The sequence below is a fragment of the Rhizobium sp. YTUHZ045 genome, from assembly GCF_051124255.1.
In the GTDB taxonomy this organism is placed as follows: Bacteria; Pseudomonadota; Alphaproteobacteria; order Rhizobiales; family Rhizobiaceae; genus Rhizobium.
Map to the genome: position 1 here is coordinate 176,471 of NZ_CP101433.1, position 12,756 is coordinate 189,226.

11 protein-coding genes are annotated in these 12,756 nt (G+C 61.4%); 2 read left to right on the forward strand and 9 right to left on the reverse strand.

Going from position 1 to position 12,756, the window contains the following annotated elements:
• Positions 1-148 precede the first annotated feature (148 nt).
• From NMA58_RS22935 to NMA58_RS22975, 9 genes are all read right to left on the reverse strand, one after another.
• On the reverse strand, positions 149-1,063 hold the full coding sequence (locus tag NMA58_RS22935; protein ID WP_434714030.1) for a c-type cytochrome: 915 nt from the start codon (positions 1,061-1,063) through the stop codon (positions 149-151).
• A 121-nt stretch (positions 1,064-1,184) separates the two neighbouring features.
• Positions 1,185-1,919 carry a TIGR04290 family methyltransferase gene (locus tag NMA58_RS22940; RefSeq protein ID WP_434714031.1) on the reverse strand — a complete coding sequence of 245 codons (735 nt, stop codon included), beginning with the start codon at positions 1,917-1,919 and terminating at the stop codon, positions 1,185-1,187.
• A gap of 20 nt (positions 1,920-1,939) precedes the next feature.
• Positions 1,940-2,986: a UDP-glucuronic acid decarboxylase family protein gene (locus tag NMA58_RS22945; protein WP_434714032.1), complete on the reverse strand. Its 1,047-nt coding sequence runs from the start codon at positions 2,984-2,986 to the stop codon at positions 1,940-1,942.
• Between the two features lie 12 nt (positions 2,987-2,998).
• On the reverse strand, positions 2,999-4,099 hold the full coding sequence (locus NMA58_RS22950; RefSeq protein WP_434714034.1) for a CgeB family protein: 1,101 nt from the start codon (positions 4,097-4,099) through the stop codon (positions 2,999-3,001).
• Positions 4,096-5,184, reverse strand: a complete 1,089-nt coding sequence (locus NMA58_RS22955) for a CgeB family protein (RefSeq protein ID WP_434714036.1) — start codon at positions 5,182-5,184, stop codon at positions 4,096-4,098. The genes NMA58_RS22950 and NMA58_RS22955 overlap by 4 nt, the downstream gene beginning before the upstream one ends.
• Positions 5,181-6,311, reverse strand: a complete 1,131-nt coding sequence (locus NMA58_RS22960) for a CgeB family protein (protein ID WP_434714037.1) — start codon at positions 6,309-6,311, stop codon at positions 5,181-5,183. Before NMA58_RS22960 ends, NMA58_RS22955 begins: the two co-directional genes overlap by 4 nt.
• Positions 6,312-6,313: 2 nt before the next feature.
• Entirely contained in the window at positions 6,314-7,426 is a 1,113-nt protein-coding gene (locus NMA58_RS22965; protein WP_434714039.1) for a glycosyltransferase family 4 protein, read from the reverse strand.
• Positions 7,423-9,465 (reverse strand): NAD-dependent epimerase/dehydratase family protein, encoded by a 2,043-nt coding sequence (locus NMA58_RS22970; RefSeq protein WP_434714041.1) that lies wholly within the window; start codon positions 9,463-9,465, stop codon positions 7,423-7,425. The genes NMA58_RS22965 and NMA58_RS22970 overlap by 4 nt, the downstream gene beginning before the upstream one ends.
• Positions 9,462-10,565, reverse strand: a complete 1,104-nt coding sequence (locus NMA58_RS22975; protein ID WP_434714043.1) for an NAD-dependent epimerase/dehydratase family protein — start codon at positions 10,563-10,565, stop codon at positions 9,462-9,464. The genes NMA58_RS22970 and NMA58_RS22975 overlap by 4 nt, the downstream gene beginning before the upstream one ends.
• 178 nt (positions 10,566-10,743) lie before the next feature.
• Here NMA58_RS22975 and NMA58_RS22980 point away from each other — a divergent pair, with 178 nt between their 5' ends.
• On the forward strand, positions 10,744-11,733 hold the full coding sequence (locus NMA58_RS22980; protein WP_434714044.1) for an MDR/zinc-dependent alcohol dehydrogenase-like family protein: 990 nt from the start codon (positions 10,744-10,746) through the stop codon (positions 11,731-11,733).
• Positions 11,730-12,755 (forward strand): Gfo/Idh/MocA family protein, encoded by a 1,026-nt coding sequence (locus tag NMA58_RS22985; protein WP_434714045.1) that lies wholly within the window; start codon positions 11,730-11,732, stop codon positions 12,753-12,755. Before NMA58_RS22980 ends, NMA58_RS22985 begins: the two co-directional genes overlap by 4 nt.
• Position 12,756: the final 1 nt, after the last annotated feature.

The following is a 12,756-nucleotide window of genomic DNA, read 5'->3' on the forward strand; positions in this document are numbered from 1 at the left end:
GACGATCTGCCTCTCACATTATACCTGTTCACTCAAAACGTTGCGGCCATTGCACTGTTCCGTCGCCCAACCTGATGACGTTGCATCAATAATAGCTTAATCACCCCCGTCCTCGCCTTCTTCAATATCACTCGATCGGCGATACGCATCAAGGATGGGGCGTCGGGCGCGGCGGCAGCGACTTCAGGTATCGGGCGATAGCCATCCGGTCGGCCTCCGGGAGCTCCGCCGTATTCTCGACCACATCCGCCATGGACCAGCCGACATAGCCATGACCCGGCGTCCTGCCGCTGTGAAGCATTTCGGCGACATCCTGCTCCGACCACGAGCCGATACCTGTCGGCGTGATGTTAGGGTTGAAGCCGACACCTTCAGAACTCACTCCGCCGGCGAACCGCGTCTTGGGCTTTACGGCGCCGAAAATGTTGCGGGACGAGTGGCACTCGGCGCAATGACCGAGGGTCTCCACGAGATAGGCACCGCGAACAAAAACGGGATCGCCGCTCGGCGTTGCTGCCGATCTGCCTTCGCGGAAGAACAGGAGTTTCCAGAAGCCGACAAACCGCCGAATGCGAAACAAGGGGGAAATATCGTGTGGCTGCGGGCGCTCCGGCACGGGCGAAAGCGAGTGCAGAAAGGCGTAGAGATCTCTGACGTCGCCGAGAGTCATCCCCGTGTAGCTGGGATAGGGGAATACCGGGTAATAATGCTGCCCTGAGGGAGAGACCCCTGAAATCAGCGCATTGGCGAGCTCGGCAACCGACCACGATCCGATACCGGCAACCGGGTCGGGCGAGATATTGGGAACTCTGAAGGTCCCATAGGGCGAGGCCAGCGCAAGATCTCCTCCTAGCCTGAAGCGGTCCGGCTGACCGGGGGAAGCATGACAGGAGGAGCAGCCGGCTGCGGCAAAGACCACTCTGCCGCGCTCGGCATCACCCGGCGTCAGCGTGGGATCGCCGGCAGCGAAGCGTGGATGCGGCCTCGTCAGCAGCCAGGTTGCCAGGCAGACAAGGAGGACCGCGGCGACAGCGGTCGAAAACAATCGGGCACCTTTCACCATTCTGGACCCGCTAGAGCAATCCCGGGAAAACCATGAAACAGTTTTCCGTCCGGAGTTGCGAACGACAACTCAGAGCGGTTTCGCGTTTTCATGGAAAGCTCAATCGCTCTGCATGAACACCTCAACCGGGCGGCGGCTCGACCATGTATGGCCGCCGACCTCGGTGGCAGAGATAAACTTCTCGCTCGGGATTGGCCTCGATGACAAAGCCCGAGCTGCGCAGCAGCGCTTCGACCGCTGCCTTGTTGGGAATGAACCAATTCGTCGGATCGGCAGCATAACGTTCTTCGACAAAGAACAGCTTCGGAAAATCCGGCCGATCAAAAACCTTCCATTCCGAAAAGTCGTAATCCTCTTCAAGAGTGGCAATATGCTCTTCGCCACGCTGCAGGCATTGGAACAGCATGAGATCTGCAACCACGTGCTCGTATAGCAGATCCAGCGCCAACAACGGATGGCGCAGATGGTAAAGCACGCCCATGAAGAGCACCAGATCGAACCTCTCCCCGAGTTTCGACACCTCATAAACCGACATCTGCCTGAACTCGACATCAAGGCCGAAATGATCGGCGGCGAAACGGGCCTGCTCGAGATAACGTGGATCGCTGTCGATGCCCAACACCCGACCGGCGTTGCGGCGCTTCATTTCGAGCGCATAAAAGCCTGCATTGCAGCCGATATCGAGAACGCTCCGCCCTTCCAGGTCTTTGGGCACGACATGTTTGAAGCCTTCCCACTTGAATGCCGGGTAGTCACCAAGAAAGTGATCCGGTGCGGTTTCGAACTCCCCGAGCCGCATATTCTGAAACCATGGGCCGAGTTCGTTGATACGCTGCTTCAAAGCCAGGTTCGTCATCGCTTGTATCCGCTTCTCGCTTAGTTGTCCAAGGGAGCAGCCTGCGGGGCCACCGCGCCCCGATGACGACGAGCCGCCGCGACGCGTTTTCGGGGGCGATCATCCAAATTGGCGGCAAACCAATCGATCGTATATCTCAGCCCCTCGGCGAGGGGCACCGTCGGCTGCCAGTCGAGAAGTTCCGTGGCGCGGGAAATGTCGGGGCGGCGGCGCTGAGGATCATCCTTCGGCAAAGGTCTGTAGGCAACAGCCGTTCGCACCGGCACCATCGAGCGGATCATCTGCGCGAGGTCGTTGATGGTGAACTCGCCCGGGTTGCCGAGATTGACAGGCACTCCGGGGTTGGGCCGCAGATCCATCAGGGCCATCAGACCGCCCACGAGATCGCTGACGTAGCAGAAGGACCGGGTCTGCATGCCGCTTCCATAAATGGTCAGCGGTTTGCCCGAGAGAGCCTGCACGATCAGGTTGGAGACGATCCGGCCGTCATTGGCCTGCATTCGCGGCCCATAGGTGTTGAAAATGCGGGCGACCCGCACGTCGACGCGGCCGCCACGCAGCATGTCGAAGCAAAGGGCCTCAGCGGCGCGCTTTCCCTCGTCATAACAGGCGCGCGGTCCCGTGCAGCTGACATTGCCGCGATAGTCTTCCTTTTGCGGATGCTCAGCGGGATCGCCATAGACTTCGCTCGTCGATGCCTGAAGAAAGGCGGCCCGGTGCCGCTCGGCAAGCGCCAGCAGATTACCCGTACCGGCGACGCACGTCATCATCGTGTGAATCGGATCCGCCTGATATTGCGGCGGGGACGCAGCGCAGGCCAGATTATAGATCTGGTCGAGCGGTTCGTCGATTTCGAGGAATTTGCAGATGTCCTGTTCAATCAGCCGGAAACCCGGGTGATTCATCAACGGTCGGACATTGTCGGGCGAGCCGGTGAGATAGCTGTCGACGCAGATCACGCTGTCGCCACGGCCGAGAAGAGCATCACAGAGATGCGAGCCGACAAAACCGGCGCCTCCTGCTACCAGAACAGTCTTGCCTTTTCCGCGACGATTGACTTGAAGCATCGATACTCTCCTTCACGCTGAGATACGGTCGAAAGCTGGATTGGCGGGCAGGTCGGAAAGAGCCCGGACGAGCTCACCGGCACGTGCGGCACCGGTATGACTGCTCATCACCAGCTTTCTCGCTGCGGCTGCGGCGGCCAGACGGTCGGTCTCGGGAAGCTCCGTCAGCAGCGCCACGACATCCTCCGGCGCGCGCGCAATGAACAAGGCCTCGCCGTCCGGCAGCAGCTCATCGAGGCCCTGCCAGAAGTCGCTGATAATGGGCGCCCCGCAGGCGGCAGCCTCGAACAACCGCACGCTGGGAGACCAGCCGGCGGCGATCATGTCGCCGCGGGTCACGTTCAGCGTGAACCGCTGCCGGCTGTAAAAGCTTGCGTGATCGGCAGGCGGCAGATGCTCGATGCGCTCGACATTGGCCGGCCATTCGATCTCGGTGGGATATTGCGGCCCGGCGACAACGAAGCGCATCCACGGCAGGCGGCAGGCCGGCTCCAGCAGAAGCCGCTCCAGTGTCGGTTGGCGGTCGGGGCTATAGGTTCCGAGATAGCCGAGATCCCAGCAAGCGGCCTCGCCGGTATCGGCATAGCGGTCTTGGTCGACCGAACAATAGAGCGCGATGGCCCTGCGCGCGCCAAATCTCTGTTCGAGCCGCGTCAACACCCTTCCCCCGGAGAAGGAGAAGTAGGTGTCAAATAAAGGAATCTGGCGCAGCGCCAGATACTCCTCATCGCCGCGATCGAGCTTGGTGAGGGTGACCGGCGTGTCAATGTCATAGAAGCAGAGCCGTTTCAGCTCCAGCGCCTTGAGCCTGTCGATGAGCGGCACACCATCGGGAACGTAGGATCCGACGATGACGGCATCGGCCTTGCCGAGCCTTTTGCCATGACGCTCGAGCATTGCTCCTATATCGGAATAATAGGCGAGCTCGCAGAAATCAGGCGAAGGCAGGTCCCGGTGGCTGGCATACCACGGCACGTCCCGCTCCAGGAACAGGACCCTATGGCCCGCCTGCCTAAGGCCTTTGATCAAGGCGCGGTAGGTCGTGGCATGGCCATTTCCCCAGGAAGAGGAAAGAGAGAGGCCGAAGAAGACAATGTCGAGCGATCCCCTCATTCGGCGGCCTCCCGCGCGCCAAGACGGGCGCGAAAAATCTCGTCCGCCGTTTCGGCGCGATTGATATAGGTATGTTCGGCCAGAACGCGCCGGCGTGCCCTTTCTCCGATTTCCCGTGCGGCTTCGCGGGACAAGCCGCCGAGCAAGGCAGCCACGTCCTGTCCGTCGCGCGCGACCAGGACCTCCTCGCCGGACTTCAGAAAGACATCGATGCCTTCCCAGTAGTCGGTAATAAGGCAAGCCCCGGCGCCAGCCGCCTCGAAGACCCGCGTCGCAGGGGAAAAACCATTCTCCGCCATACTGGCGCGCGATATGTTGAGGACCGCCATCGGCGTCACATTGAAAGCGTTGTGATCACGCGTCGGGACATGGCCGATATAGCGGACGTTTGAAGGGATCGGCTTGTCCTGCCAGCCGGATCCGCCAAGCAGGAATGTCCGGTTCGGCAGACGCGACGCCGGTTCCAGGAAGAAATGCTCGACCCTGGCCTCGCGATCCGGCAGGCGGTTGCCAAGGAAACCGAGATCGGCGGCGAAGCGGTAGTCCTGCGGCACCGGATGATGCGTTTGCGGGTCCAGCGCATTGTAGATGGGCACGCATTCGGCCGCTCCGACGGAACGATATGCGCTCACGACAGGATCGCCGCCGCCATAGGTCAGCACGAGATCAAGCCCGGCGAGCGCCCGGCGCAAAGGATGATCTGGGCCGGCCCTGAGTTCGGCAAGCGTCGCCGGCGCGTCCACGTCCCAGAAGATCTTCAATGCTTGGGGCCGGGCATTGCGCAGCACCTCTTCCAGCAATCGGTCGTCCTCGAAACCGACACCGCTCGCCTTGACGACAATATCAGCGTCGGCCGCCTCGCTTGTCACGGCCTTGAGGGCATCGATCGTCCCTTCGTAGACGACGACCCTGCACCAGTCCGGCGGATCCATGTCGCGGTTCTTCTGCCGATCATAGACATCGGGCTCATAGAAGGTGATGTCATAACCCTTTTCCGCCAGCGCCCGCAGCAGACCGCGATAATAGGTGGCGGCGCCGTTCCAATAGGCGGAGACGAGGCTCGATCCGTAAAAGGCAATCTTCATTCGGCAGCCTCCCTGGATTGCAGGTTTGCGGTGACCCTATGCGTGCCGCAGCGCGCCAGGATGGCGAAAAGCTCGTCGACGCGGTGGCGGCAGGTGTGACGGGCCTTGATCGTTTCGAGGCCGGCAGCGGCAAGGGTCGTAGCCAAATCGGCGTCGGAGAGGATATCGCGCAGGCGTTTCTTCATCTCTTCACCATTGCTAACGACAAGATAGTCGCTGCCGGTCTCGAAGAGATGTTCGACGTCGTTCCAGGGCGCCGAGAGCAGGGGTATTCCGCAGGCGAGCGCCTCGAAGACACGGATGGTCGGAATACCCGGCAGATGTTCGACATAGGGTCGGCGCGGAATGTGTACGGTGACCCTATGGCGGGCGAAGGCCGCGGGAACGTCGGCATTGGCGATCCAGCCGCCATAGGCGATGCCGGCCTTGCGCAGCTCGTCCAATGCATGGCCGGGATAGCGCACGCCGCGAACGACCGTGTTCAAGCCGAGATCTCTGGCGGGACGGATCAGGAATTCGCCGATTTCGGCGGACCGTTCGTCGTCGCCCCAGTTGCCGATCCAGATGAGGTCTCCGGTTTTCTCGATCTCCGGCAGCGGCCGAAACAGGGCGTCGTCGGCCGCCTCGTGCCAGGTAAAGACCGACTTTCCCCAGCCGGCTCTGAGATAACGGGCGCGCAGCGTCTGCCCGAAGGCCAGCACACCATCATAGTCGTCAAGCGCAAGCCCCGCGATATCGCCTTCGGCGGAGACAGCCCGGTGATGCGTATCATGAAAAAGCAGGGTGAAGGTCGCGCCATCGCGCCGGATGCGGCCGAGCCTCTCGACCAATTGCGGTTCCGTCCACTCGTGAACGATGACGACGTCGGCGTCGGCAAGCACTGCTTCGTGGTCGAACTCGACACCATAAGTCCGCGAACGGTGCTGCGGAAATGCCTGGTGAAATGCCCCGACCGCAGCCGCCCCCTGGTCTCGCACCAGATTGGCCCGGCTCCAGGCATCCTGCGGCTCCAGCGCCAGCGTCTCATGACCGCGCCGCTGGAGATCGCGCATGACGCCTCGAAGAAAATGAGCATTGCCGTGATTCCAGTCGGAGACCAGTGAATGGGTGTAAAAAACGAACTTCATGATTACTCCGCTGCTGTTGAAAAGCCACGCGCGCGCATGCCGGAATAGATCGCGCACATCGCCTCTGCCTGAGCCTCGACGCTGAAGCCGGCGGACCTGGCACGCGCTTTTCGTCCGAACGCTGCCCGCAGCTGCGGATCGTCGGCAAGCCTATTGAAAGCATCGGCGAAGGCATCGGAGCGATGCGGCTCGGCAAAAAGAGCAGCCCCGTCCCATATCTCGCGATAGGTTGGGATATCAGAAAGCACCAAGGCCGCGCCCGCCCGCGCCGCCTCGAGAGCGGCTAGACCGAAAGGCTCGTAGAGGGACGGCGAGGCGACAATGGCCGCCCGCCGCGTCAAGGCGCTCATCCGCTCATGCGAAAGCTCGCCGCGGTGATCGGCATGGCAAAATCGCATGGTCTGGCCATTGGGACCGGTGGTCGCGCCGGCCGCCGCCACCGTCCATCGCGTCATAGCTGCAGCCTTATCAAGCACCGGGCCGTTTTTGCCGTCGTCCCACCAGCGCCCGGCGGCAAGAACAAACTCCTGCTTGGGCTCGTCGGAGGCCTCAAGGGCGCTGGCGTTGTAAACGACCTGGAGATTTCCGATCGTTCCATAGGCCGCTTCCATCGCTCTAGCATGGCTGCGGCTTGGTGCGATCACCGCGTCCGCACACGCAAAGCCCTCCTGGTTCAGCCGGTACTGCCAATGCCAGTCCTTTGGCACTTCACGTCCGCGGACGACGGCAAACCAAGTGACGACACAGGAATGGCAAACCACGGCAATCGGCAGATTTGTTTCCATGCCCGCCGCCTGCGACGGCAGATTGAGATGCAGAAGATCGGCCTGTTCCCGGCGCGCGAGATCGGCGATCAGCCCCGGAACTTCGGCAACTGCCTCTTCATTCTCGACCGTCCAGTCGAGCGGCGCATCCAGCCAGACGAGCTTGCCGGCCCGGCCGGCCTCCGCAACCTTGTCGTCTGTCGGGAAAGGCCCCAGCCCCGCAAAGACAACCTCGATGTTGTTCGATTTCAGGGCTGCGGCCAAATCCATCGCGTAACGCCAGACGCCGCCGATGGCATCAACCGTCATCAGCACGCGGCGGCGCCCCTTGCTTCGTTCATGTTCGCTCATGCCGATGCCTTCCGCTTCTCCCTGCGGATCTGCCGGCCTCCGAAACGATGGGCGGTCAGCCATTCGGCGAGGTGCCGCAAACCATGACGCCATCCGATTCCGGCTTGCCAGCCGGTTTCCTGTTCAAGTCTCGTCGTGTCGGCCACGAAATAGAGTTGATCGCCGGCGCGCCATGGGCCAAAGCTGGTTTCGACAGGGTGGCCCGCAAGCACTTCGATCTCGCGCAGCACCGCGAGCACGCTGACGGCGTTACGCGGCCCTCCGCCGAGGTTGAAGGCTTTGCCGCTGACCCGCTCGATATTGGAAAACAGCGCCCGATAGGCAGCGACGGCATCATCGACATGCAGAATGTCCCGAACCTGCTTGCCGTCGCCGTAGATGGAAATGGGCTCGCCGCCGAGCGCGCGGATCAGGAAATGCGCCACCCAGCCCTGGTCCTCGGTGCCGAACTGGCGCGGTCCGTAGATGCAGCTCATCCGCAGGACGGCGGCAGGGATGCCGTAGGACTTCGCGTAGTCGAGAATATACTGATCGGCCACGCCCTTCGAACATCCATACGGCGTGCAGAAATCAAGCGGCCGATCCTCGCCGATCCCTTGCGTCCTGATGCTCTCGTCTTCGGGAAGATAACGATCGTCGAGTTCGATCATGCCGAGTTCGTCGAGAGCGCCATAGACCTTGTTGGTGCTGGCGAAGATGACGGGAGCCCGTTTGCCTGCTCTGCGCACCGATTCCAGCACATTGAGCGTGCCGCGCGCGTTCGTTTCGAAATCCTCCAGCGGGTCGACGAGGCTGGTGGTCACCGCCGTCTGGGCAGCATAATGGAAGACGGCCTTGGCATCCCTGAAGGCTGCTTCGATGCCCAGCAAATCGCGAACGTCGGCGAGGACCGGATGCACCCGCCCGCCATGCCGCTCTTTCAGCCAGGAGAGATTCTGATCGACTCCCGATCGGGCCAGATTGTCGAGAATGATGACGTCCTCGCCGTCGCTGAGCAGGCGGTCGGCGAGATTGCAGCCGACAAACCCGCTGCCGCCAGTGACGATGATCGGCGCGGCGCCGGAGGCGATGTTGGGAGCGGCAAGGGCCGCGACCTCCTCCAGCCTCTTGACGCCTCCTTCCATAAGAAGGCGGGCAAGCAGCTTCGGTTTATTGTCGTGGCTGACAGCGCCCAGATGATAATGCCTGGGATCGAACCACAGGCCTTCCTGAACTGGAACATCCGGCGGCACGTCGCGCCATGAATACCAGTACATGCGATCGGCCGGCACGTTCAGTGCCTTGATGAAGCGCCGCGCCTGTTCGACCTCATCATTGCGCCAGGTGGAGTAGCCGGTTTCGGTGATCCATATTTCTGCATCGGCATTATAACGATCGATAATCCCACGCATCTCTCCGAGATGCATGTCCCAGCCGCCCCAGCTTGCCTCCTCGCTGTCCCAGGTTCCGGGAAAGCCATGGAAGCCGACGGCATCGACGACGCCAAGTACGCCGCGCGTGCCCATCAGATTGAGCCAATGGGGATCGAAGGGGCACGGGCCGCCAAGCACCGGCTTATAGCCCCTCTGCTTCGCCCAGTAGGCGGCGCCTCCGACCATTTCGCAGAAAAGCAGAAAGTCGCTGTCGTGGCGCCAATCCCAGTCAAGCAGGTTGTTCGGCTCGTTCCAGAGCTCGATGTGACTGATATAGCGGCCATAGCGCGTCAGGATATGATCGACGAAGTCGGCATAGGATTTGAGATCGACAGGCGCGCCCGAAGACCTGCCCGTCCGGGACAGAGATGGTGGCGTATAGTGTATGCACGGCAGAAGATCGATTTCGCTGCCGATACGCGGGATCAGCCAATCGAACCATTGCCGGCCGCCGGGAGCCAGATATTCGGCCCAGGAAAGATGCGTACGGAGATAGCTGGCGCCGCTTCCCAGAATATCCGGCAGCGCGACCTCAGCCCGCTCATACTCACCAGGCCGGAACCATTCGACGAAACCGAATTGCCTCGTCTCCTGATGATCGGATGCTCGAGCACCGGCCTTGTTCATGAAACCAGCCCCCGCTCTTCCAGTTGCCGCTTCATTTCGGCGCCGCGGTCGACCGCCCCGGTTTGCCGCACCCATTCGGCGAAGGGGGCGAGCGCATTTTCGAGACGATATTTCGGTTCGAAGCCGAGCAGTTCGCGCGCCTTGGAAATGTCGGCGAAGCAATTTCGGATGTCTCCCGAACGCGCCTTGTTCATGATGTCAGGGCTGATCTCGGGCACGCCCATGGCATCGGCAAGCAGCGTCGCGACATCGGCGATCGAATAGGCCTGGCCGCTGCCGATATTGATCACGTGACCGGCTGCCGCGGGTTTTTCCAGAGCCAGGCGGAAGGCTGTCGCCACATCGCGAACATGGACGAAATCGCGCCGCTGCCTGCCATCCTCGAAGATCATCGGCGGCTGGCCGTTGGCGAGGCGCGAACCGAAATTGGCGAGTACGCCGGTATAAGGATTGGAAAGCGCCTGGCCCGCTCCGAAAACGTTGAAGAGACGCAGCGCGACTGCATCCAGCCCGTAGGCTTCGCCGAAAATCAGAACCTGCCTCTCCTGGGCATATTTCGTCAAAGCGTAGATGGACGCCAGATCGACCGGTTTCTCCTCATCGGTGGCGACCGGTGTCAGCGGCTGGTTATCCTGATCAAGCGGATCCCACCGGCCCTGCTTGACATGCTGCATGCGCCGCTTGACATAGCCGAGCCGCTTTCCATCCACCGTCCGATAGAGCCCCTCTCCATAGACACTCATCGATGAGGCGACGACGATTGTCTTGACGGGAAGCCCGATCATGGCTTCCAGGAGCACCGCGGTGCCGAGGTCGTTGCAGCCTACATAGCGGGCAATTTCGTACATCGACTGCCCAACGCCGACTTCGGCGGCGAGATGAATGACGCCGTTCACACCGGCAAGCGCCGCGCGCACAGCGTCCTTGTCTCTGACATCGCCTTGGATGATCTCGGCTCCATCAGGCACGCTGACTTCGGCATCGCCATGCACCTGATCGATCAGCGCATCGAGAATGCGCACGTCATAGCCATTTTCCAGAAGTTCTTCAGCAACGTGGCGACCAATGAAGCCGCATCCTCCAGTTATCAAAATCGTCATTATGAGATCCGTCCGGTTGAATAATTTGCTTCGGAGATACGGGCCGAACCGAACGCGGATGGAAAAGTTCCTTCTTCAATGACATCTTTATTGACTTCATCATCAATGACTTCTTTGAGCTCTACCGGAACTCTTCAGGAGGCCTATTGTTCTAGGGGTGCCACATGGAGGACATCTCATGGACATTGCGGCGACACAGAAGGCCGGGCTCATGCGGGCTGCCATCGTCACCGGCCCCGGACATATCTCGGTGGAGACCCGCCCCCTGCCCGAACCCGGTTCGGGCCAAGTCAGGGTGAAACTGGAAGGATGCGGCGTCTGCGCCTCGAACCTCACGCCCTGGGCCGGACCGGACTGGATGACGTTTCCCACCGAGGCAGGTGGGCTAGGTCACGAGGGGTGGGGTATTGTCGACGCCATTGGCCCCGATGTCACGGGGATTCGGATCGGAGAGCGGGTTGCTGCTCTTTCCTACCATGCCTACGCCACGCACGACATCGCCGATGCCTCGATGGTTGCATCATTGCCGAAGGAGTTGGATGGGAAACCCTTTCCGGGCGAACCGCTCGGATGCGCCATAAACATCTTCGGCCGCAGCAACATCGAGAGCGGCCAGACCGTCGCCATCATCGGCATCGGATTCCTGGGCGCCCTCCTCACCCGCCTTGCGGCGGCAGCCGGCGCAAGGGTGATCGCCATCTCGCGCCGGCCCTACTCCCTCGAGGTGGCGAGAGAGATGGGAGCGGCCGAGACCATTCCGATGGACGATCATTGGCAAATCATCGAGAGCGTCAAAACACTCACGGGCGGAAAATTCTGCGATTGCGTCATCGAAGCCGTCGGCAAACAATGGCCGCTCGACCTGGCGGGCGAGCTTACGAAAGAACGGGGGCGACTGATCATCGCCGGTTATCACCAGGACGGGCCCCGTCAAATCAACATGCAGCTTTGGAACTGGCGCGGGCTCGACGTCATCAACGCTCATGAGCGCGAGCCGGCCGTCTATATCAAAGGCATTCGCGACGCCATAGAAGCCGTGCGCCAGGGCCGCATCGATCCGCAGCCGCTCTACACGCATATCTATCCGCTGGAGAGGCTGGACGACGCCCTCAACACGACGCGCGACCGGCCGGACGGTTTTCTCAAGGCTCTGGTGCAATATTCATGAATGAAATGATTTCCGAAGAAAATGCGGTAACCGCCAAACGGCTGAAGCTCGGCTTTCTCGGCGTCGGCTGGATCGGCCGGCATCGGATGAAAGCGATCCTCGGGAGCGGCGTGGCCGAGGCTGTCGCCATCGCCGACCCCTCAACAAATATGGCCCGAGAGGCCCTGGCGCTTGCCCCGGATGCCAGGATTGTCGCCGATCTGGACGCGTTGCTTGACCTGGAGCTCGACGGAATCGTCATTGCGACGCCGAGCGCCGCACATGCCGAACAGTCGATCCGCGCCCTCGGGGCAGGCTTTGCCGTCTTCTGCCAGAAGCCGCTTGGCCGAACGGCATCCGAGGTCAGGGCTGTCGTCGATGCTTCCAGAACCGCCGACAGGCTGCTTGGCGTCGATCTTTCCTATCGACACACGCAAGGCATGCAGCAGATCCGGCAGCTCATCCGCTCGCATGCCCTTGGAAAGATCTTTGCGGCCGATCTGACCTTCCACAACGCCTATGGCCCGGATAAACCCTGGTTTTACGACAAGAGCCAGTCCGGCGGCGGCTGCGTCATCGATCTCGGCGTTCACCTCGTCGACCTGGCCTTGTGGTGCCTCGATTTCCCCGCCGTCACCAACGTCACGAGCGCCTTGAGAGCCGGTGGGAAAAGGCTCGAAAACAACGGTCAGGTCGAGGATTTTGCAGCCGCGACGCTGACGCTTGCCGGCGGCGAAATCGTCCGACTGACATGCTCCTGGCGTCTCAATGCCGGCTGTGACGCCGAAATCGGAGCCGATTTCTTCGGAACCGAGGGAGGGGCCTCCTTCAGGAACGTCGATGGCTCATTCTACGATTTTACGGCCGTCAGGATGTCCGGCACCTCGAGCGAAACTCTGGCCCTTCCCCCAGACGATTGGGGCGGAAGGGCTGCCGTGGATTGGGCAAGAAAGCTCGCCGGAGGCCAGCGCTACGATCCCGCGTGTGAGAATTTTATCGCGGTGGCGGAGGCGATCGACGGTATCTACGGCGCCGGCATGTAAT